22 protein-coding genes are annotated in these 20,832 nt (G+C 71.9%); 12 read left to right on the forward strand and 10 right to left on the reverse strand.

All coding sequences use genetic code 11. From position 1 onward, the window contains the following. Positions 1–38 precede the first annotated feature (38 nt). Both ACFW22_RS24795 and ACFW22_RS24800 read left to right on the forward strand, forming a co-directional pair. Positions 39–1,082 carry a glycosyltransferase family 2 protein gene (locus tag ACFW22_RS24795; RefSeq protein WP_386408445.1) on the forward strand — a complete coding sequence of 348 codons (1,044 nt, stop codon included), beginning with the start codon at positions 39–41 and terminating at the stop codon, positions 1,080–1,082. Continuing rightward, entirely contained in the window at positions 1,079–2,401 is a 1,323-nt protein-coding gene (locus tag ACFW22_RS24800) for a polysialyltransferase family glycosyltransferase (RefSeq protein WP_386408447.1), read from the forward strand. Before ACFW22_RS24795 ends, ACFW22_RS24800 begins: the two co-directional genes overlap by 4 nt. A 60-nt stretch (positions 2,402–2,461) precedes the next feature. On the opposite strand, the gene ACFW22_RS24805 is transcribed toward ACFW22_RS24800, so the two are convergent. From ACFW22_RS24805 to ACFW22_RS24815, 3 genes are all read right to left on the reverse strand, one after another. Beyond that, entirely contained in the window at positions 2,462–3,283 is an 822-nt protein-coding gene (locus tag ACFW22_RS24805) for a MerR family transcriptional regulator (protein ID WP_386408449.1), read from the reverse strand. Between the two features lie 51 nt (positions 3,284–3,334). Next, on the reverse strand, positions 3,335–3,991 hold the full coding sequence (gene leuE, locus ACFW22_RS24810) for a leucine efflux protein LeuE (RefSeq protein WP_386408451.1): 657 nt from the start codon (positions 3,989–3,991) through the stop codon (positions 3,335–3,337). A 61-nt stretch (positions 3,992–4,052) separates the two neighbouring features. Continuing rightward, positions 4,053–5,633 (reverse strand): methylmalonyl-CoA mutase, encoded by a 1,581-nt coding sequence (locus ACFW22_RS24815; protein WP_386408453.1) that lies wholly within the window; start codon positions 5,631–5,633, stop codon positions 4,053–4,055. A 252-nt stretch (positions 5,634–5,885) separates the two neighbouring features. Here ACFW22_RS24815 and ACFW22_RS24820 point away from each other — a divergent pair, with 252 nt between their 5' ends. Next, a complete protein-coding gene (locus tag ACFW22_RS24820; protein ID WP_386408455.1) occupies positions 5,886–6,788 on the forward strand; it encodes a L,D-transpeptidase family protein in 903 nt (300 codons plus the stop codon). A gap of 168 nt (positions 6,789–6,956) precedes the next feature. On the opposite strand, the gene ACFW22_RS24825 is transcribed toward ACFW22_RS24820, so the two are convergent. Both ACFW22_RS24825 and ACFW22_RS24830 read right to left on the reverse strand, forming a co-directional pair. Continuing rightward, positions 6,957–8,060 (reverse strand): hypothetical protein, encoded by a 1,104-nt coding sequence (locus tag ACFW22_RS24825; RefSeq protein WP_386408457.1) that lies wholly within the window; start codon positions 8,058–8,060, stop codon positions 6,957–6,959. Further along, positions 8,060–8,749, reverse strand: a complete 690-nt coding sequence (locus ACFW22_RS24830) for an RNA polymerase sigma factor (protein ID WP_386408459.1) — start codon at positions 8,747–8,749, stop codon at positions 8,060–8,062. The genes ACFW22_RS24825 and ACFW22_RS24830 overlap by 1 nt, the downstream gene beginning before the upstream one ends. Before the next feature lie 528 nt (positions 8,750–9,277). Here ACFW22_RS24830 and ACFW22_RS24835 point away from each other — a divergent pair. Beyond that, positions 9,278–10,015 (forward strand): Clp protease N-terminal domain-containing protein, encoded by a 738-nt coding sequence (locus tag ACFW22_RS24835; protein ID WP_386408461.1) that lies wholly within the window; start codon positions 9,278–9,280, stop codon positions 10,013–10,015. A gap of 78 nt (positions 10,016–10,093) precedes the next feature. On the opposite strand, the gene ACFW22_RS24840 is transcribed toward ACFW22_RS24835, so the two are convergent. The 3 genes from ACFW22_RS24840 to ACFW22_RS24850 form a co-directional block, all read right to left on the reverse strand. Then, the gene (locus ACFW22_RS24840) at positions 10,094–10,657 is read right to left on the reverse strand and encodes a hypothetical protein (protein WP_386408463.1); all 564 of its coding nucleotides are present in this window, start codon (positions 10,655–10,657) and stop codon (positions 10,094–10,096) included. A 67-nt stretch (positions 10,658–10,724) separates the two neighbouring features. Beyond that, entirely contained in the window at positions 10,725–11,366 is a 642-nt protein-coding gene (locus ACFW22_RS24845) for a DUF4328 domain-containing protein (RefSeq protein WP_386408465.1), read from the reverse strand. Between the two features lie 93 nt (positions 11,367–11,459). Further along, complete coding sequence (locus ACFW22_RS24850; RefSeq protein ID WP_386408467.1) at positions 11,460–13,079, reverse strand: glycoside hydrolase family 20 protein; 1,620 nt, start codon at positions 13,077–13,079, stop codon at positions 11,460–11,462. 137 nt (positions 13,080–13,216) lie between these two features. Between ACFW22_RS24850 and ACFW22_RS24855 the strand changes: the two genes are divergently transcribed. From ACFW22_RS24855 to ACFW22_RS24875, 5 genes are all read left to right on the forward strand, one after another. Beyond that, a complete protein-coding gene (locus ACFW22_RS24855; RefSeq protein ID WP_386408469.1) occupies positions 13,217–13,810 on the forward strand; it encodes a 2-oxo-4-hydroxy-4-carboxy-5-ureidoimidazoline decarboxylase in 594 nt (197 codons plus the stop codon). 192 nt (positions 13,811–14,002) lie between these two features. After that, positions 14,003–14,383: a succinate dehydrogenase, cytochrome b556 subunit gene (gene sdhC, locus ACFW22_RS24860; RefSeq protein WP_123954581.1), complete on the forward strand. Its 381-nt coding sequence runs from the start codon at positions 14,003–14,005 to the stop codon at positions 14,381–14,383. An 8-nt stretch (positions 14,384–14,391) separates the two neighbouring features. Then, on the forward strand, positions 14,392–14,868 hold the full coding sequence (locus tag ACFW22_RS24865) for a succinate dehydrogenase hydrophobic membrane anchor subunit (RefSeq protein WP_356885879.1): 477 nt from the start codon (positions 14,392–14,394) through the stop codon (positions 14,866–14,868). 25 nt (positions 14,869–14,893) lie between these two features. Continuing rightward, a complete protein-coding gene (gene sdhA, locus ACFW22_RS24870; RefSeq protein WP_386408472.1) occupies positions 14,894–16,648 on the forward strand; it encodes a succinate dehydrogenase flavoprotein subunit in 1,755 nt (584 codons plus the stop codon). Beyond that, positions 16,648–17,406, forward strand: coding sequence for a succinate dehydrogenase iron-sulfur subunit (locus ACFW22_RS24875; RefSeq protein ID WP_384879440.1), 759 nt, complete (start codon positions 16,648–16,650; stop codon positions 17,404–17,406). The genes sdhA and ACFW22_RS24875 overlap by 1 nt, the downstream gene beginning before the upstream one ends. Positions 17,407–17,560: 154 nt before the next feature. Here ACFW22_RS24875 and ACFW22_RS24880 read toward each other — a convergent pair whose 3' ends face one another. Both ACFW22_RS24880 and ACFW22_RS24885 read right to left on the reverse strand, forming a co-directional pair. Continuing rightward, positions 17,561–18,121: a MarR family winged helix-turn-helix transcriptional regulator gene (locus tag ACFW22_RS24880; protein ID WP_386408475.1), complete on the reverse strand. Its 561-nt coding sequence runs from the start codon at positions 18,119–18,121 to the stop codon at positions 17,561–17,563. A gap of 119 nt (positions 18,122–18,240) precedes the next feature. Then, on the reverse strand, positions 18,241–19,038 hold the full coding sequence (locus ACFW22_RS24885) for an alpha/beta fold hydrolase (protein WP_386408477.1): 798 nt from the start codon (positions 19,036–19,038) through the stop codon (positions 18,241–18,243). Between the two features lie 125 nt (positions 19,039–19,163). On the opposite strand from ACFW22_RS24885, the gene ACFW22_RS24890 reads away from it, so the two are divergent. Genes ACFW22_RS24890 through ACFW22_RS24900 form a run of 3 tightly spaced genes read left to right on the forward strand, consistent with a single transcriptional unit; the run spans position 19,164 to position 20,825 of the window. After that, on the forward strand, positions 19,164–19,598 hold the full coding sequence (locus ACFW22_RS24890) for a hypothetical protein (protein WP_386408479.1): 435 nt from the start codon (positions 19,164–19,166) through the stop codon (positions 19,596–19,598). Positions 19,599–19,624: 26 nt separating this feature from the next. Then, entirely contained in the window at positions 19,625–20,062 is a 438-nt protein-coding gene (locus tag ACFW22_RS24895) for a thiol-disulfide oxidoreductase DCC family protein (protein WP_386408481.1), read from the forward strand. Positions 20,063–20,072: 10 nt separating this feature from the next. Then, positions 20,073–20,825, forward strand: coding sequence for a TetR/AcrR family transcriptional regulator (locus ACFW22_RS24900; RefSeq protein WP_386408483.1), 753 nt, complete (start codon positions 20,073–20,075; stop codon positions 20,823–20,825). Positions 20,826–20,832 lie beyond the last annotated feature (7 nt).

The raw sequence follows: 20,832 nt of genomic DNA on the forward strand, positions 1-20,832 counted from the left end.
TCGGGGGGAATGCCGGGGCGGCGCCTAGCGTCGGCCGCGTGGTCAAGCTCTCCGTCGTCGTGCCGTTCTTCAACGTGCAGACATACGCCCCCGACACCCTCACGAGCCTGCGCGCCAACGCCCGCGAGGACTTCGAGTTCCTGCTGGTCGACGACTGTTCGTCGGACGGGACGCCCGCACTCCTCGAACGGGCCGCACGCGAGGTCCCGGGTGCCGTCCTGATCAGGCACGCGCACAACGAGGGCCTCGCCACGGCCCGGAACACCGGTCTCGACGCCGCTCGCGGCGAGTACGTGACCTTCCTCGACGGCGACGACTGGCTCGCCCCCGGCTACTACGAACGGCTGGTCGCCGCGGCCGAATCGCTGGACTGCGACTTCCTGCGCACCGACCACGTGGTGGTCACCGGCCGGAAGCGCTCCGTGCGCCAGGTGCCGGTCGCCCGCCGTGCCGAAGCGCTGCGCCCCCGGGACGCGATCCTGCCGGCGCACCGCACGACCTCGGTCGACTACCCGTACGCCTGGGCCGGGATCTACCACCGACGGCTCCTCGACCGGGGCCTGCTGCACTTCCCGCACGGCCTTCGGACCGCCGAGGACCGACCGTGGATCTGGCGGCTGCACCGCGAGGCGGAATCCTTCGCCGCAATCGGGGAACTCGGCGTCTTCTACCGGCGCGGGGTGGCCAATTCGCTCACCCAGATCGGCGACGTCCGACAATTGGACTTCATTCGCGCATTCGACCAGGTCATCACGGAAACCGCACGGGACGAAGACGCGGACCGCCTCCTTCCGAAGGCCGTCCGCACATATTGCGCGGTGATTTCCCACCACATCGGCTCGATCGAACGCTTCGAGCCCGAAGTGGCGCGCCAGTTGAAGGCGATGAGCGCGGGCGCGTTGCAGCGGATGCCACAGGAGGTCCTCGACGAGGCCCTGGCCGCGATGGGCGGGGACCGCGCGACGATGCTGCGCCGGCTGCGCCGACGCCGCCCGGCTCCCCCGCCCGCGCCCCCGGTCCGCGCGTCCGGCGCGGGCACCGACCCCGGCGCGGGCACGAGCTCCACGGAGGCCGCCGCATGAGCACCCGTCGCACCACCCAGATCTTCTGCGCCTCCACCCTCTACGGCGTCGTGACCCTCGCCGCCGCGCTCGACAGCGGCTGCTTCGGCCCCGCCGACCGTCGCATCCTCCTCGTCGCCAACAACGCGGCCGTGCCGGAGACCACCCCCGCCCTGGACGAGGCCGAGGGCTTCGAGCGGCTGCGCAGCCGCTTCGACTCCGTGCTGTCCTGGAACGAGGTGATCTCCCCGCTCCACCCGGGCGGTTGGACCCCCCGCGCAAGCGATCTGCCGCTCCTGCAGCGCCATCTGCGACGGATCTGGGAGCTGGGCGACGACCGGGTCGAGCTGGCCCTGGAGTCCCTCCAGGTGACACCGGCGCTGGCCATCGCCCAGTTGCTGCCCGAGGCGCCGATCACGGCGTACGCGGACGGCCTGATGAGCTACGGCCCGACCCGCAACAAGATCGATCCGTTGATCGGCGGGCGCGTGGGCCGGCTGCTCCACCTCGATCTGGTGCCGGAGTTGACCCCGCTGCTGCTCGCCGAATTCGGGGCGACCTCCGAGGCGGTGCCGACGCAGGCGTTCACGAAGGTCGTCGAGGAGCTGGCCGGGCCGGCCGCCAAGGCCGTGGCACCGGCGCAGGAGGGGCCGGTGGTGCTCCTCGGTCAGTACCTGGCGGCGTTGAACCTGCTGACCGCCGCCGAGGAGGAGGAACTGCACCTGCGGATGGTCCGGGGCGCCGTCGCGCTGGGCCACCGGCGGCTCGTCTTCAAGCCGCACCCGACGGCCCCGGACGCCTGGTCGCGGGCTCTGGTGGAGACGGCGGCCGAGCTCGGCGCCGTCCTGACCGTCGAGGACCGTCCCGTGCTCGCGGAGGTGCTCTACCGCGAGTTGCGGCCCGCGCTCGTCGTCGGCTGCTTCTCCACCGCGCTGCTCACCGCACGGACCTTCTACGGGGTGCCGATCGCCCGGGTCGGCACCGAAACGCTCCTGCAGCGGCTCGCCCCGTTCCAGAACAGCAACCGGATCCCGCTCACGGTCGTCGACGCGGTCGTCCCGCCCCTGGAGGGGGGCGGCGGGGCGGCGCTCGACCCGACGGAGCTGAACGACCTGGTCGCGGCGGTCGGCTTCGCCATGCAGCCGAAGATACGGGCGGACCTGAGGGGGGCCGCGGAGCGGCACCTCTCCGGACCGCTCGCCGAGCGCACCCGGCACCACTTCACCCGACGTCGCCTCACCGTGCTGGGCCTGCCCGGCGGACTGCCGATCCCCCGGCACCCGAGGGTGCGTCGACTCGCGCGGCACGCGCTGCGCCTGCGCAAGGCGCTGAAGAGATAGCGGACCACCGCGAAACGGCGGGCCCGGGAACCCGTGCGGGGGTCCCGGGCCCGCGGCGGTTCAGGCGCGGGCGATCGGTTCCTGGATCTCGGTGACCCAGCCGGCCGGGTCCTCCGGGCACTCCAGGTACAGCTCGCGGGCGTACCCGGCCGAGGCGTAGCCGTGGATGTCGATCCAGGAGGCCAGGGCCTGCGCGGTCGGCAGGACCCCGTCCATCTCCCCCCGGTGCACGATGGTCGCCGCCTCCTCGATGCCGGGCAGGACGTGCACCTCGACGCCCGCCACGGCGGTGCCCTCGGGCACCGTCGTCGCCGCGTGCACGACGATCGAGCCGTCTCCCTTGCCGGCGTCCTCGTAGTAGGCGATCGCGGGGCCGAAGCCGGTGATGCCGGCGCGCTCCAGCCGTCCGCACAGCTCCTCGTACAACGGGCCGATGACCGGGGTGACGTGCTGCGGGCCGAAGCTCGCGGCGGGCGCGCTCAGCTCGGCGACGCGAACGGCGGGGACCTTCTTGACGACGACGTCCTGGGTGGACATGCGTCCCTCCCTCTCGATGGCTCGGAGCCGCGCACCGACCTGGGCGAGCCGGGCCCTGGCCTCTTCCACGGCCGTTTCCAGCTCGGCCTGGCGCAGCCGCAGCATGCCCTGCAACGCGTGCGCGTCGACCTGCTCGTCGAGGATCGACCCGACCTGTTCCAAGGTGAAGCCGAGGTCCTTGAGCGCGATGACGCGGTTGAGCCGGGCGAGCTGGTCCGCGGAGTAGAAGCGGTAGCCGCTGTGCGGGTCGACGTGGGTCGGGTGCAGCAGTCCGATGGCGTCGTAGTGGCGCAGCATCCGGACCGACACCCGCCCGTGCCGGGCGAAGTCTCCGATGGTGAACATGACGCCCCCTACGGAACGGCCTCACACGGTGTGAGGGTCAAGGGCGGTGCTTCAGGCGGCGCTGCTGAGCGAGAGCTTGGCCGCGAAGCCGAGGAAGAGGGCGCCGGCGGCGGAGGTCGCACCGGCGGAGAGGCGCCGGCGGCGGCGGAACGCGGAGGCGAGGCGGGTGCCGCCGAATATCAGGGTCGTGAGGTAGAGGAAGCTGCCGAGCTGGAGCAGGGTGCCGAGGACCAGGAAGGAGAGCGCCGGGTAGGCGTAGGACGGGTCCACGAACTGCACGAAGAAGGAGATCAGGAAGAGGATCGCCTTCGGGTTGAAGAGGCTGATGATCAGCGCCCGGCGGTACGGCCGCTCGGACGGTCCGGCGTCCGGCTCCGCGGCGGACGCGGTGACGACCTCGTGCCGGGAGCGCCACATCGACAGGGCCGAGCGCAGCATGCCGTAGGCCATCCACGCCAGGTAGCCCGCCCCCGCGTACTTCACGATCATGAACAGCAGCGGGGTGGTCTGGAGCAGCGAGGCGGCGCCGAGTGCGGCGAGCGTCATCAGGACCGCGTCGCCGGTGAACACCCCGGCGGCGGCCTTGTACCCGGTCCGGGTGCCCTTGCGGGCGGCGACGGACAGCACGTACAGCGAGTTCGGCCCCGGGAGGAGGATGATGAGGACGAGCCCGGCGAGATAGGTCGGCAGATCGATGACACCCAGCATGAAGCGGAGTGTCGCACACCGGTGCGACGCTCCGCTTCGGGGTTCTGCCGGGTGGGACCGGCTAGAACGCGTCGGTGGGGACGTAGGTGCCCCAGACGCTGCGGAGCGCGTCGCAGACCTCACCGACGGTGGCGCGCGCCCTGAGGGCCTCCTTCATCGGGTAGAGGACGTTGTCGGTGCCCTCGGCCGCCTCCTTGAGGGCGGCGAGGGCCGCGTCCACGGCCGGTCGGTCGCGTTCGGCACGGAGCCGGGCGAGGCGCTCGGCCTGCTGGGCCTCGATCGCCGGGTCCACGCGCAGCGGCTCGTAGGGCTCCTCCACATCGATGGCGTAGCGGTTGACGCCGACGACGACCCGCTCGCCGCCGTCGGTCTCCTGCGCGATCCGGTAGGCGGAGCGCTCGATCTCGCCCTTCTGGAAGCCGCGCTCGATCGCGTGGACCGCACCGCCCATCTCCTCGACCCGGTCCATCAGCTCCAGGGCCGCGGCCTCGACGTCGTCCGTCATCTTCTCGACCGCGTAGGAGCCGGCGAAGGGGTCGACGGTGGCCGTGACGTCCGTCTCGTAGGCGAGGACCTGTTGGGTGCGCAGGGCGAGGCGGGCGGACTTGTCGGTGGGCAGGGCGATGGCCTCGTCGAAGGAGTTGGTGTGCAGCGACTGGGTGCCGCCCAGGACGGCCGCGAGGCCCTGGACGGCCACGCGCACCAGGTTGACCTCGGGCTGCTGGGCGGTGAGCTGCACACCGGCGGTCTGGGTGTGGAAGCGCAGCATCAGCGACTTGGGGTTCTCGGCGCCGAACTCCTCCTTCATCACCCGCGCCCAGATCCGACGGGCGGCCCGGAACTTGGCGACCTCTTCGAGGATCGTGGTGCGGGCCACGAAGAAGAAGGAGAGGCGGGGGGCGAAGTCGTCCACGTCCATTCCGGCGGCGACCGCGGTGCGCACGTACTCGATGCCGTCGGCCAGGGTGAAGGCGATCTCCTGCACGGGCGAGGCCCCGGCCTCGGCCATGTGGTAGCCGGAGATGGAGATGGTGTTCCACTTCGGGATCTCGGCCCTGCAGTACTTGAAGGTGTCCGCGATCAGCCGCAGCGAGGGCTGGGGCGGGAAGATGTACGTGCCCCGGGCGATGTACTCCTTGAGCACGTCGTTCTGGATCGTGCCGGTCAGCTCCTCGGCCGGGACGCCCTGCTCCTCTCCGACCAGTTGGTAGAGGAGCAGCAGCAGGGCGCCGGGGGCGTTGATGGTCATCGAGGTGGAGACCTTGTCCAGCGGGATGCCGTCGAACAGGATCCGCATGTCGTCGATCGAGTCGACGGCCACGCCGACCTTGCCGACCTCGCCGTGCGCGATCGGCGCATCGGAGTCGTGGCCCATCTGGGTCGGCAGGTCGAAGGCGACCGAGAGGCCCGTGGTGCCGTTGGCGATCAGCTGCTTGTAGCGGGCGTTGGACTCCACCGCGGTGCCGAAACCGGCGTACTGCCGCATCGTCCACGGACGTCCGGTGTACATCGACGGGTACACCCCGCGGGTGAAGGGGTACGCGCCGGGCTCGCCCAGCTTCTCGACCGGGTTCCAGCCCTCCAGCGCCTGCGGTCCGTAGACCGGCTCGACGGGCAGCCCCGACTCCGACTCGCGCGCCATGTGTGGTGCCTCCCGATCGACCCGTCGCGCAGGCCTGCCGACCAGACCCGTGGCCCGGCGGTACCGACCTTCGCCACGGACCGTGGTGACGGGCGTGCGGGCGACGGTGGCAGCGCGCCGGGGCCTTCCCCCAGGATGCGCGGTTCGTGCCCCGGGTGCGCAACCGGACGCGCGCGGGAAGCATCCCTACAAGCACACGACACATCTCGGGGGGCAAGGATGAAGCGATCTCCGTCCGTCATACGCGGGTCCGTGCTGCGCGGACCCGCGCTGCGCAGGGCGGCCCTGGCCGCCGTGGCGGTGGCACTGGCCGCGGGCTGTACGCCCGACACCGTCGGGGGCGGTGTGGACGCACCCCCCGCACCGACCTCGACCGCGCCGGGGGGCGGCGCGCCGACCTCCACCGCGCCGACCTCCACCGCGTCGGGTTCCCCTGCCGGTTCCACGCCCACCTCGGACGCCAAGCCGCCGTCGCCCTCCGCGACCTTCCCCACGGCCGAACCCTCCACCGGGCAGCCCGGGCCGAAGCCGCTCATGGGCGACGGGGACGAGAGCGAGCAGGTGCGGGAGCTCCAGGCGCGACTGCGGCAGCTGGACTTCTTCGACCGGGCGCCCACCGGTTTCTACGGGACGATCACGACGGCCTCGGTGAAGAAGTTCCAGGCGCACCGGGACCTGCCGGAGACCGGTTCGGTCGACGGGGCGACCTGGAAGGAGCTGCTGTCCGTCTCCATGAAGCCGACGGCCGACGAGCTGAAGCCCTCGACCACCAACAAGCTGGCCGCCCCGGACCCGCGGTGCATGACCGGCCGGGTGATGTGCATCAGCAAGGAGAGCCGGACGCTCGCCTGGATGATCGACGGCAAGGTCGTCTCCTCGGTGGACGTCCGCTTCGGCTCGGAGAACACGCCGACCCGCGAGGGCCTGTTCAAGGTCGAGTGGAAGGCGAAGGAGTGGACGTCGACGATTTACCACACGCCCATGCCGTACTCGATGTTCTTCAGCCGCGGCCAGGCCGTGCACTACTCGTCGGACTTCGCGGCCCGCGGCTACAACGGGGCCTCGCACGGCTGCGTCAATGTCCGGGACCGGGCCAAGCTGGCGGCCCTCTTCGACCAGGTGAAGGTCGGCGACAAGGTCGTCGTCTACTGGTAGGCCGTCCGCGGCCGGAGGGCCTGGAGAGGGAGGGCGCGGGTGGGACCGGGGGAACGTGTCCCACCCGCGCCGGGTGCGCGGAGCCGTAGGTACGGGGGGAACCCCGGCTCACTGCGCGGCCGATGACCAGTCGGCTCATTCAGTACTGCGTCACCGGGTCCAGAAGTGTTACACCGCGAGCGGAACGCGCGTCGCGACGGTGGTTCCGGTGCTGCTCGCGGTGGACGGCACGGCCTCGGTCCCGGTGGAGAGCAGGGCGTCGCCGCGGCCCCCGCCGTTCTGGTTGCCGGCGCCGGAGGTGCCCCGGCCGCCGTCCTTGGCGCCGGTCGAGCCGCTGCCGGAGGAACCCCCGGAGCCCGGGTGCGGGTCGGACGGGTCCCCGGGGTCGCCCCGGTCGGGCTCCGGGGACGCGCCGGTGCCGCCGGAGAGGATCCGGTCGCAGTAGCGGCGCAGGGTGTCGCCGCTGCGCAGCCTGTCCACGAGCCGCTGTCGATCCGCGGCGTCGAGCCGACCCTCCCGGTACTCCCGGCAGGCCTTGAGGTCCTTCTCCTGATTGCTGTCCCCGGCCCCGGTGCCGCCCTGTCCGCCCGAACCGGCGTCGGGGCGCGCGGTGGTCACGCCGGGCTCCGGAGCGTCCGTCCCTCCGGTGTCCGCGCCCTCGGTGTCCGTGCCCTTCCGGTCCGGGGTGCCGGCCGTCGGGTCGGGGGTGCCGGATCCGGCCGAGGGGGACGCACCGGGCGTGGGCTCGTCACCGCCGGGTTCCGTGGTGGGCGCCGCGGTGCCCCGGGGCATTCCGGAGTCCTCGGAGACGAGCGGCTCCGCCGTGCTCCCCGCGGTGGTGGAGGTGGTGGGTGCGGGGCCGCCGAGGGGCAGCACGCCGGTGCCCGCGGCGACGGCGACGCCACCGACCGTGACGGCGGCGAGGGCTGCGGCCAGCCCGTACCGGACGGAACGTCCCCAGCGGCGCACCGGGGCCGCGCCGGAGGTGCGCGGTGTCCGGCCGGGTGTGGCGGCGCGGCCGACCGCTGCGGCTCCGGTGCCGGCCGCAGCGCGTTCGGCGGCGGCCTGGCGGAAGGCCGCGAGCGCGGCGGCCTCGCCCGGCAGCTCGCCCGTGTCGGTGGGCGGGACGGCGGGGGTGCGGGCCGCGCCCAGGGCGTCGGCGAGCAGCTCGGCCTGGGAACGCGCGGGATCGCCGACGGTCTCGACCGGCTCACCACGGAGCAGCCGCTCCGCGGCCTCCTGGTCGAGCCACTGGTACCGCTCGTCGGCCATCACATGTCCTTCTGCGTACGCGGACGCGATTGCGTCACACCGCCGGGGGTCACGGCCCCCGGCGTACGACCGCGTTGCGGAGGGACGCCGTCCAGGGGGACGACGGCCCCGCCGGCGCCTTCCGGTCCGTCCGGCGCGCCGTCGACACCGAGGAGTTCGGCCAGCTTCTTGAGGCCCCGGTGGGCGGCGGTGCGCACGGCGCCGGGACGCTTGCCCAGGGTCTCGGCGGCGCTCTTGGCGTCGAGGCCGACGACGACCCGGAGGACGACGGCCTCGGCCTGGTCCTGCGGGAGTCGGGAGATCAGCTGCAGGGTGTCGCCGGTGGCGAGGGCCTCCAGCGCCTCGCCCGCCGTGTCGGACTCGGCGGGCTTGTCGGCGAGCTCGGTCTCGTCGGCTCCGACGGCGGGGCGCCGGCCGCGCATCCGGATGTGGTCGAGCGCGCGGTTGCGGGCGATCCTGGCCGCCCAGCCGCGGAAACGGTCCGCGTCGCCCTCGAAGCGGTCGAGGTCACGGGCTATCTGGAGCCACGCCTCGGAGGCCACGTCCTCGGCATCCGGGTCGCCCACCAGTGTGCGTATGTAGCCGAGCAGCCGAGGATGCACGGCGCGGTACACAGCACGGAAGGCGTTCTCGTCCCCGTCCTGAGCAGCGAGCACCGCGGCAGTCAGCTCCGCGTCGTCCCCCAGCACTCCCCAAACCCTGTTCGTCGGTGGTGTCGTCGCGTCCTGCGTCATCGCGGCCGGTCACCACCGCCACGCCGCCTCGCGCAGATGCACGCTACGTCGTGCCGTGGCGCCGCGTCCACGCGATCCGGGGTCTTTGTGCAACTTGCAACCTTCCCGTGGTCGGACGGGCGCATCCCGGTGTGACAGAAAACGCACCCTCGGCGCTGAAAGGAATACGGAGTCGTGCTGCGGCTCCGTGGATGACGACCGGGGCCTCTCCTGTGGGGGGTGGCGGCCCCGGTCGTCTCCCTTTTTCCCACCCTTCCCGGCGCTTCCCGGCCCCTCGCCCTTCCGGGCGTCCCTTCGCCCCTGCCCGGCGTTCCCCGGCCCCTCGCGCCGCCCCCCTTCCAACCCCTCCCGGCCCCCTCCCGCTCCCTCGGGGGCTTCTTCGTGACGTTCTCGCGCTCCCCCTCGCCCGTCCGAGGGGCGGCACGCCCCCTCGACTGTCAACCGACCGTTGACAGTCCATGACTGTCAACCTAGGGTTGCCTCATGGCGAATCCAGTCGGCCTGAACGTCCCCGTCCGTCTCGACGAACTCATCGAAGCAATCAAGGAGGTCCACCCCGACACCCTGGAACAGCTCTCCAGCGCGGTGGTCGCGGCGGACCACCTCGGCGAGGTCGCCGACCACCTGATCGGCCACTTCGTGGACCAGGCGCGGCGCTCCGGCGCCTCCTGGAGCGACATCGGCCGCAGCATGGGCGTCACTCGCCAGGCGGCCCAGAAGCGCTTCGTCCCCAAGGGGCCGGACGCGGAGAAGATGGACCCGAACGCAGGGTTCAGCCGCTTCACCCCCCGCGCCCGGAACGTCGTGGTGTCCGCCCAGAACGAGGCCATCGCCGCCCGCAACGACGAGATCCTCCCCATCCATCTGACGCTCGGACTGCTCGCGGAGCCCGAAGGACTGGCGGCGCACTGGATCGCCTCGCGGGGCGTGACCCCCGAGCAGGTGCGCGAGGCCGTCACGGCGACGCTGCCGCCGGCCGTCGACGAGGTGCCCGCACTCGTCCCGTACGACGCCGCGGCGAAGAAGGTGCTGGAACTGACCTTCCGGGAGGCCCTGCGCCTCGGCCACAACTACGTCGGCACCGAGCACATCCTGCTGGCCCTCATGGAGCACGAGGACGGGGAGGGCGTGCTGAGCGGGCTCGGCCTGGACAAGGCCACCGCGGAGCGGGAGATCGCCGCGACGATCTCCTCGGTGGCGCTCCAGAACCCGGAGGACTGAGCCGCCCGGCCGACGGGACGGCCCCTTCGGGCCGGTCCCGCCGGCCGGCAAGGGCGGCGGTACCGGCGGTCCGCCGCGTCAGGCGGTGCGGGCGCGGCGCGAGACGACCGCGCGGAGCACCCGGCCGCCCTCCACGGAGAGCTCGCGGGCCCGGCGCAGCCCGGTCGGGCCGTGGGCGACCGATTCGAGGACGGCCTGCTGGCGGCGGAGCTCGCCGGCGAGCAGCGGGCCCGCACCGGCGGCGTCTCCGCTGCGGCAGCGGTCGACCAGGCCCTCGGGCAGTTCGGCCGCGTCATGACGGCCGTGCAGGGCGAGGGCGGCGCTGGAGCAGTCCCCGGCCCAGGCGCGCAGGGCCTCGGGGGTCCATTCCGCCGGGGCGCTCGTGAGCATCTCCTGCACCGCGTCGGCATCGGAGTCCTTCGGGTCCCCGGCGATCTCGGCACGGGCCTTGGTCAGGGCTTCCCCCCAGGCGGCCCCGTCGCCACGGGCAACGGCGGCCCAGGCCGGCCGGAGCGCATCGGCGCCCTCGGGGGCGAGCAGGGGGAGACAGCGGTCGAGGCAGGCGAGGCCGGCCGCGGCCAAGCTCCTCCGGTCCGCCTCGTCGATCAGTTCCAGCAGGCTTCTGCCCATAGCCGACGTCATGGACGCCTCCTCGCCACCCGATTCGGACGCAGTACTTCCACTTACTGCGCCGAATGGCGCGATTCCGTCACTGCGCGGCCGGAATGATGCCAGTGGCCTTGGCGTGCTGCATAGAGGTCAGACGCCGGACGAAGAGAATCGCGAGGACTGCGGCGGCGATGTCGACGGCGTAACCCCCGAGGGACCACTGGATCGCGGTGGTGTACTCGTCGAAGGTCTCCGCCGTCTTGTACATCTGGGCGGAGACCTGGTTCACCACGCCCGAGACGACCCAGCACGTCCACCAGCCGTTGAGCAGGGCCAGCTCCCCCCTGCCGTCGGCGGCGTACGGCTCCCCGCGGCTGGCACGCCAGATGTCGACGGCGATCCCCCGGGGCATCCACAGGTTGGCGATCGGCACGAACCAGCTTCCGACGGCCCAGCCCGGTTTCCGCCCCTGCAGGTCAGCGGCCCAGACCTCGGCGTTCTTCCGCAGCCGGCGGAACCAGACGATGAAGACGACCCCGGTCACCGCGAACAGCGTGAACGCCATGCTGGAGGCCAGGTTCAGGTCGAGCGCCCCGAACACGGTCGGATCGAACAAGTGGATTCCGCCGGCCACCAGGCTGCGGACGTCGGCCAGGGCCAGCAGGACGTCGAAGAGGACGTTGCCCGCGAGCAGGGCCACGAGGGCGTACGAGAGGCCCTTCGGATTTCGGAGCGTGAGCATGCGGTTCCCCCCAGGAACGTGCGGCGGCCCGGTGGCCGCCGCCGGGCGAACCTAGGGGACCGGTCCTCCCGCCGTCCATGGAATGCGCGCAGGTCAGCCCCGCACCTTCGCCGCCAGGGCCCGGAACTGGTCCCAGCTCAAGGACGGTTCCTCCGGGTTCCACACCTTCTGGGCGAGCGCCGCCAGCGGCAGGCGGATGCCCGCCGCCACCTGCGTCGGGGTCTGCGCCTTCGACAGGTCGCACCAGACCGCGAAGCGGGCGCCGAGGATCTGGGGGTCGTACCGCGCCGGCACCGGGGTGGAGCCGCGGACGACGCGCGGGGTCCACTCCTGGTAGATCCGGCGGCCGGTGGGATAGGTGAACTGGTTGGGCTCGCCGAGGACGTAGTAGAGGTAGTCGTCGTTGAGGTTGACCAGCTTGCGGCCCGCGCTCAGGTAGGAGACCGGGGTGCGGGCGCCGATCTCCCGGCCCGTCCAGTACTCGACCTCGATGTCCTCGGCCGCGGCCACCACCCCGCCCGTGAAGAAGCCGTCGTTCCACGCCTTGAGGGTCTTGCCGGTCGGCCGGACCACGGCGGCACGGTCGTTGAGCCAACCGGTGGCGAGGTCCTGGACCCGGGCGGAGGGGCCGTACTCCGCGCGCGCGGCCCGGGCCAGCCCGGGGTAGCTCGCCTCGGGGTCCTTCGACATGAGGGCCACGTACTCGTCGGCCCCGAGGTGCCAGTAGGCCCCGGGAAAGAGCCGGACGTACTCGCGCAGCAGCTCGTCGACGATCTTCGCCGCGGCCGGGTTCGCGATGTCGACCGCCCCGCGCGGGGCCCGGCCGGCGGCGCTGCGGAGCTGGAGGTCGGGATGGGCGGCGATGACGGCACCGAGGTGCCCGGGCGAGTCGATCTCGGGAATCACCGTGACGTGACGGCTCGCCGCGAGCGCCAGGATCCGCCGCACCTCGGCCTTGGTCAGGTGCTCCTCCGAGACGACCTCGGGGTGGCTGTCGGACGCTATCCGGAAGCCCTGGTCGTCGGAGAAGTGCAGACCGAGCTGGTTGATCTTGAGGTCGCCCATCTCGCGGATGCGGTCCTCGATCCAGGCCGCGGTGAAGTGCTTGCGGGCGATGTCGACCATGAGCCCGCGCTGCGGTTTGGCCGGCCGGTCGGTGACGGTGCCCTCGGGCACGGCGCCGTCGGCGCGGACCGACTGCTTGAGGGTGCGGGTGCCGTAGAACACCCCGGCCTCGTCGGGGCCGGTGATCCGGACCCGGCCGTCGCGGACCGTCAGGACGTACGACTCGGGCGCACCCGCCCCGCCCAGCGCCAGCTCGACGTCCCCGGGGCCCGCGGGGACGGAGCCCCGGTACGGGATGCCGAGCTCCCCGGCGAGCAGCTCGCCCTCGTCGGCGAGGCCCGGACTGTTCGCGGCCACGACGACCCCGGTGGTGGCGGGGGCGGGCTTCCACCCGGGCCCGCGGGCGGGCTCGTGGGAGCGGACGGCGGGGACCGTCCGGGGCGGGGTCGAGAGGGGGTACTCCTTCGTCGGCGTCGGACTGGGCGGCGGGGCCCCCGTCGGCGGGACGCTCGGGGAGGCGCTCAGGGAGGACGGGGCGGGGGAACCTGACGGAGAACCGTTTGAGCAGGCCGCCGTGGTGGCCAGTGCCAGCACGGCCGCCAGGAGGGCCGGGGCCCGGTGGGGCGCCCGCTTGGAGTACCGCATCATCCGGAATCCTCCCGTATGGTCCGCGGTTCGGCCAATCGGGCGAACAGCGCCCGATCGTCCATCAAACGTTTCGAAACTCTCCCTTCCGGGTGAAATTCGCGCATCCGTCGGACACTTCCCCCTTCCCGTCGATAACGTTGCGTCACGCCCGCCCCATCCGTCCCGGAGCACCGGAGTCCACGCTGACCAGCGACACCCACGCCCCCTGCCGGAAGCCGGGCTCCACGGACACGCCTGCCATACCTGCCCAGCAGCGCGGCGGGCGGCACGTCGCCGGACTCGTCCGCTTCAACGCCGCCCCGCCCGGGGACGCCGAAGCCCTCCTGTACGACTGCTGCGCGAGCCACCGCTGGGCCGAACGGGTGAGCGCACACCGCCCCTACCCCACCCTCGACGCCCTACTCGCCGCCGCCGACGAGGCCTGCTACGACCTGTCCCGGGCCGAACTCGACGAAGCGCTGGCCGCCGAGTCCGCCGCCGCCCCGGACCCCGACGTCCCGCCGGCGGCCCTCACCGCGCTGCGCGCCGCCCACGCCGCGTACGAGAGCCGCTTCGGGCACGCCTTCGTGATCAGCCTGGACGGCGTGCGACACGAGGAGCGGCTCGACCGGGTGCTGGCCGGAATCCGGTCACGTCTCGGCAACGAACCGGAGGAAGAACGGGTGGTCGCCGCCGACGAGCTGCGCCGACTCGCCCGGGCCCGCCTCACGTTCGGCGTCACCACGCCGTGAATTCGTCCGGAATACGGCGATTCCAGCCCGAGCGATAGCCCGTCCGTGCCTGTTTGATCACACCTATGGACCCCGCGCGAGCGAACCGACGAGTCGTCGCTACGATGACCGGGGCCGGTGGACCGTACCCGGCCGGGCCAGACCGACAGAGAAGCCGGCCGGCCCCGATCCCCGCTCCCGGAGGGTTTTTCCGTGCCGGCTGGAACGCTGTACCGCGGCCGGGAAGGAATGTGGTCCTGGGTGGCTCATCGAGTCACCGGCGTCCTCATCTTCTTCTTCCTGTTCGTACACGTGCTGGACACCGCTCTCGTCCGCGTCTCCCCCGAGGCGTACGACGATGTCGTGGCGACGTACAAGACGCCGATCGTCGCACTCCTTGAGTACGGCCTCGTCGCCGCCATCCTCTTCCACGCGCTGAACGGTCTCCGTGTCATCGCCGTGGACTTCTGGTCCAAGGGCCCGCGCTACCAGAAGCAGATGCTCTGGACCGTCGTGGGCATCTGGGTCGTGCTGATGGCGGGTTCGCTGTATCCCGTCCTCGGCCACGCCGCACGTGAACTGTTCGGGAGCTGACGCCAGACATGTCTGCTGACACCACTTCCGCCATCGGTCCCGTCGAGGGCGGCGCCCACTACGACGTGGACAACCCGGCCCCCTACATCGAGGCCCCCCGCAAGCGCACGGGCAAGACCCCGCGCGCGACCCGCGGCAACTTCGAGATGGCCGCCTGGCTCTTCATGCGCCTCTCCGGCGTCGTCCTCGTGGTGCTGGTCCTGGGCCACCTGCTGATCCAGCTCTTCCTGGACGGCGGCGTCTCCAAGATCGGCTTCGCCTTCGTGGCCGGCCGCTGGGCGTCCCCGTTCTGGCAGGTCTGGGACCTGCTGATGCTCTGGCTCGCCATGCTGCACGGCGCCAACGGCCTCCGCACGGTCATCAACGACTACGCGGAGCGGGCCAACACGCGCCTGTGGCTCAAGGGCCTGCTGTACACCGCCACGGTGTTCACCATCCTTCTGGGCACGCTGGTGATCTTCACCTTCGACCCGAACATCCGCTAGGCACGGGGCTGAGGTAATCCACGTCATGAAGATCCACAAGTACGACACCGTCATCGTCGGCGCCGGTGGCGCCGGCATGCGCGCCGCCATCGAGTCGACGAAGCGCAGCCGCACCGCCGTGCTGACGAAGCTGTACCCGACCCGCTCCCACACGGGCGCCGCGCAGGGCGGCATGGCCGCCGCGCTGGCCAACGTGGAGGAGGACAACTGGGAGTGGCACACCTTCGACACGGTCAAGGGCGGTGACTACCTGGTCGACCAGGACGCCGCCGAGATCCTGGCGAAGGAGGCCATCGACGCCGTCCTCGACCTGGAGAAGATGGGCCTGCCGTTCAACCGCACCCCGAACGGCACCATCGACCAGCGTCGCTTCGGCGGCCACTCGCGCAACCACGGCGAGGCCCCGGTCCGCCGGTCCTGCTACGCCGCGGACCGCACCGGCCACATGATCCTCCAGACGCTGTACCAAAACTGCGTCAAGGAGGGCGTGGAGTTCTTCAACGAGTTCTACGTCCTGGACCAGCTGATCACCGAGGTCGACGGGGTCAAGCACTCCGCCGGTGTGATCGCCTACGAGCTGGCCACCGGCGAGATCCACGTCTTCCAGGCGAAGGCCGTGATCTACGCGTCCGGCGGCACCGGCAAGTTCTTCAAGGTGACCTCGAACGCGCACACCCTGACCGGTGACGGCCAGGCCGCCTGCTACCGCCGCGGTCTGCCGCTGGAGGACATGGAGTTCTTCCAGTTCCACCCGACGGGCATCTGGCGCATGGGCATCCTGCTGACGGAGGGCGCCCGCGGTGAGGGCGGCATCCTCCGCAACAAGGACGGCGAGCGCTTCATGGAGAAGTACGCGCCCGTCATGAAGGACCTCGCGTCCCGTGACGTCGTCTCCCGCTCCATCTACACGGAGATCCGCGAGGGCCGCGGCTGCGGCCCCGAGGGCGACCACGTCTACCTGGACCTGACGCACCTCCCGCCGGAGCAGCTCGACGCCAAGCTCCCGGACATCACCGAGTTCGCCCGCACGTACCTCGGCATCGAGCCGTACACGGACCCGATCCCGATCCAGCCCACCGCGCACTACGCCATGGGCGGCATCCCGACGAACGTCGAGGGCGAGGTCCTGTCGGACAACACCACCGTCGTCCCGGGCCTGTACGCGGCCGGCGAGGTCGCCTGCGTGTCGGTGCACGGCGCCAACCGCCTCGGCACCAACTCGCTGCTCGACATCAACGTCTTCGGCAAGCGCTCCGGCATCGCGGCCGCCGAGTACTCCGTCAAGGCCGACTTCGTCGAGCTGCCGGAGGCCCCCACGGCCTTCGTCGAAGCGCAGATCGAGAACCTCCGCAACTCCACGGGCAGCGAGCGGGTCGCCGACCTGCGCCGCGAGCTCCAGGAGACGATGGACGCCAACGTGATGGTGTTCCGCACGGAGCAGACCATCAAGACGGCCGTCGAGAAGATCGCCGAGCTGCGCGAGCGCTACAAGAACGTGTCCATCCAGGACAAGGGCAAGCGCTTCAACACCGACCTCCTGGAGGCCATCGAGCTGGGCAACCTGCTCGAACTGGCCGAGGTCATGGCCGTCTCGGCCCTGGCGCGCAAGGAGTCCCGCGGCGGTCACTACCGCGAGGACTACCCGAACCGCGACGACGTCAACTTCATGCGCCACACCATGGCGTACCGCGAGGTCGGCGAGGACGGCTCCGAGACCGTCCGTCTCGACTACAAGCCGGTCGTCCAGACCCGCTACCAGCCGATGGAGCGTAAGTACTGATGGGTACCCCCGTACTGGACAAGGTCGAGGCGGAGTCCGCCGCCTCCCCGTACATCACGGTGACGATGCGGATCCGCCGCTTCAACCCCGAGGTGTCGGACGCGGTGGTCTGGGAGGACTTCCAGATCCAGATCGACCCGAAGGAGCGCGTGCTCGACGCCCTTCACAAGATCAAGTGGGACGTCGACGGCACGCTGACGTTCCGCCGCTCCTGCGCGCACGGCATCTGCGGCTCCGACGCGATGCGGATCAACGGCAAGAACAGGCTCGCCTGCAAGACGCTGATCAAGGACATCAACCCGGAGAAGCCCATCACGGTCGAGGCCATCAAGGGCCTGACGGTCCTGAAGGACCTGGTCGTGGACATGGAGCCGTTCTTCCAGGCGTACCGGGACGTCATGCCGTTCCTGGTCACCAAGGGCAACGAGCCGACGCGTGAGCGCCTGCAGTCCGCCGAGGACCGCGAGCGCTTCGACGACACCACCAAGTGCATCCTGTGCGCCGCGTGCACCTCGTCCTGCCCGGTCTTCTGGAACGACGGCCAGTACTTCGGTCCGGCCGCGATCGTCAACGCGCACCGCTTCATCTTCGACTCGCGCGACGAGGCGGGCGAGCAGCGCCTGGAGATCCTGAACGACAAGGACGGCGTGTGGCGCTGCCGCACCACGTTCAACTGCACGGACGCCTGCCCGCGTGGCATCGAGGTCACGAAGGCCATCCAGGAAGTGAAGCGCGCGCTGATCACGCGTCGCTTCTGACGTCCCGTTCGGCCGCCGAGCCCGCCCCCGTACGCCGTGGCGTACGGGGGCGGGCTCTTCCGTTGCCCACGGCGGTGGGAGGAGCCGGGCACCGGCTCCGTCCGGGCGACCGTCGGCGGGGCGGACCGTCGGCAAGGCGGTCGCGGGGCCGGCCTCAGCCGTGCCAGACGGCATGGGCGGGGCCGCCGCCCGCCTCCGCCTCGACCATGATCCGGCGGAGCATGTCGTTGAGCAGGACGCGCTCCCCGGGAGCGAGGACGTCGAGCAGGCGGCCCTCCTCGCGCCTGAGGACGTCCGTCGCACCGCGCCAGGTCTCGCGGCCGGAGGCGGTGAGTTCGACGACGACCCGGCGCCGGTCGGTGGTGGACTGCGTGCGGCGGACGAAGCCGCGCTTCTCCAGGGCGTCGAGGCGACCGGAGACGGAGGCCGGGGGCAGGTCGAGGTCCTGGGCCAGTTCGGAAGGGGCGGCGCTGCCGCCGCGCCCCGCGAGCTTGTGCAGGGTGTCGAACTCGTGGCGTTCCAGGTCGAAGTCGACGAGGGACTGCTCCCTGACCCGGCGCAGATGGACCGAGAGCTTCTTCATCCGGGTGACCGCGCCCTCGACGACGGGGTCGAGGTCGGAGAGGACGGGCTGCCAGCGGGCGACGTGCCCATCGGTCCAGTCCCGCGGTTCGTGCGGTTCGTGCGGGGCACGTGGTTCCTCGGAGGGCGCCATGGGCCGATCGTACGTCGGCGGGGTCCCTCCCCCTGCCAGGCGACGCCGCCCCCGCCCCTGACCGGCCCCGGAAGCCGCCGGATCGGCCGCCTCCGGCGGGAGACCGCCGTCCCCGGTGGTCACTCCACGGATGCCCCGGGTGCGGGATCCCGGTCGGCGGCTCCGGCGAGGAAGGCGGCGAGCAGCCGGGCGGTCTCGTCCGGACGCTCCAGCGCGGGGAGGTGCCCGGCCCAGTCGAGGTCGACGCGGCGGGCGGCGGGCAGCAGGCGCCCGAGTTCGTCGGCGACGGCCCGGAAGTCGGGCAGGTCGTGGGCGCCGACGGCGACGAGGGCGGGGACCCGGATCCGGGCGAGGTCGTCACGGGTGACCTCGGGGGCGGTCGGGTGGTGTTCCTCTGCGGCGGCGAGCTGGAGGTCGAAGGCGCGCCGCTGGGCCTCTCGGACGAAGGCGCGGGCGTCCGGTCCGGCCTCGGGGCCGAGCCAGGTGTCGACGTTGAGCTCGACGGCGGCGTCGAGGTCGCCCGCTTCGAGGAGGGCGTCCTCACGGGCGCCCCAGGCGCGCAGTTCGCTGCTCGGCACCATGCCGGGGATGCCGGGGGCGAGCAGGGCCAGGGCGGAGACCCGGTCGGGGTGGAGGGCGGCGAGTTCCAGCGCGACCCGGCCCCCGAAGGAGGAGCCGACGAGGGCGACCCGCTCGACGCCGAGGTGGTCGAGGAGTGCGCGCACGTCCTCGGCGTGGACGTGCGGGGTGTCGATCGGGGTGTCCCCGAAGCCCCGGAGGTCGCAGCGGACGACGCGGTGTCCCGCCTCGGCCAGGGCGTGGAACTGCCCGTCCCACATCCGGCGGTCGCAGACCCCGGAATGCAGCAGGAGAACGGTCAAGGGGCCGGAGCCGGCCAGGTCATGAGAGAGCTTCACAACCCTCACCCTAATGATCGCGGCACGGTCCGACCATGCCTTTCCCCCAGGGACTTGAACACGTTCAAGAAGGGGTCTACAGTCATGCCCACAAGCTTTTGAACGTGTTCAAGGGAGGGTGGGGCATGGACCTCACTGTCGTCGCGTACACCGTCTACCTGCTGATCGGAGCGGCCCTCACCGTCTGGGTCGCCCGCACCCTCAGCCGCAACGGAAGGGTCTTCCTCTCCGATGTCCTGCAGGGGAACGAGAAGCTCGCGGACGCCGTCAACCACCTGCTGGTGGTCGGCTTCTACCTCGTCAACCTGGGCTTCGTCGCCCTCTACCTGAACCAGGACGGCGCCGTCGCCGACGCCCGGGCGCTCTTCGAAGCCCTCTCCGTCAAGCTCGGCGTGGTCCTGCTCGTGCTCGGCGTGATGCACCTCGGGAACGTGTACGTCCTCAACAAGATCCGCCGCCGCGGCGTCATGGAGCGCGAGCAGGTGCCGCCCGTCGGGCCGCAGGGCTGGACCGCGCCGCCCGGACGCGACCCCTGGACCCCGCCCGCCCCCCGGGCCTGACCGCCGTGCCGGCCCCCACGACCCCCGTGGGTCGCCTGACCGTCCTGTACGACGCCGACTGCCCGCTCTGCGTGCACCTGAGGCACTGGCTGCTGCACCAGCGACAGCTCGTCCCCCTCGACCTCGTGCCGGCCGGGTCACGGCGGGCGCGGGACCTCTTCCCCGCCCTCGACCACGACGCCACCCGGCGGGAGATCACCGCGGTCGGGGACCGGGGCCAGGTCTACCGGGGGACCGCCGCCTGGATCGTCTGCCTCTGGGCCCTGGCCGACCACCGGCCCAAGGCCCACTGGCTGGCCACCCCCGCCGGACTGCCCTTCGCCCGGGCGACCGTCCTGGCCGCCTCGAAGTGGCGCGAGGCCCTCAAGGGGCCACGGCCGGAGGGCCCCCTCCCCCGGGGCGCGGACGACGGGGGCGGGCCCTGCGGGGACGGACGCTGCGGGACGACCGCGCCGCCCGGTTAGGCTCGGCACCGTGAAGGACGTCAAGGAAGAGAAGAAGGCCGACGAGAAGAAGGCCCCCAAGAGCGAGCAGACCCGCACGCTCATCCTCGAAACCGCGCTCCGGCTGTTCAAGGAGCGCGGTTACGACAAGACGACGATGCGGGCCATCGCCCAGGAGGCGGGGGTCTCCGTCGGCAACGCGTACTACTACTTCTCCTCCAAGGAGCACCTGGTCCAGGGCTTCTACGACCGGATCGCAGAGGAGCACCAGGCGGCCGTCGAGGCCCTCCTGAACGGCCCCGAGCGGGACCTCTCCGCCCGGATCCGCGGGGTCTACCTCGGCTGGCTCGACATCGCGGAGCCGTACCACGAGTTCGCGGCCCAGTTCTTCAAGAACGCCGCCGACCCGGACAGCCCGCTCAGCCCGTTCTCGCCCGAGTCGGAGGGCCCGCGCGAGGCCGCGATCGAAGTGCACCGCCGGGTGATCTCCGGAGCCTCGGTGAAGGTCGACCCGGAGCTGAAGGAGGCCCTGCCGCAGCTGCTGTGGCTCCAGCAGATGGGCCTGGTGCTGTTCTGGGTGTACGACCGCTCGGAGGGCGCGGCGAACAGCCGGCGCCTGGTGGAACGCCTCGCGCCGGTCACCGCCCGCGCGATCTCGCTCTCCCGCTTCCGGATCCTGCGCCCGCTGGTCAAGGAGACGCACGAACTGCTCTCCGACTTCATGCCGACGGCGGCCGGCATGGCGGCCTCGGGCAAGCCCAAGAGGACCGGCCCGAAGCCCTAGCTCCCGT

Origin of the sequence: Streptomyces sp. NPDC058872, assembly GCF_042743065.1 — a bacterium.
Classification (GTDB): Bacteria; Actinomycetota; Actinomycetes; order Streptomycetales; family Streptomycetaceae; genus Streptomyces.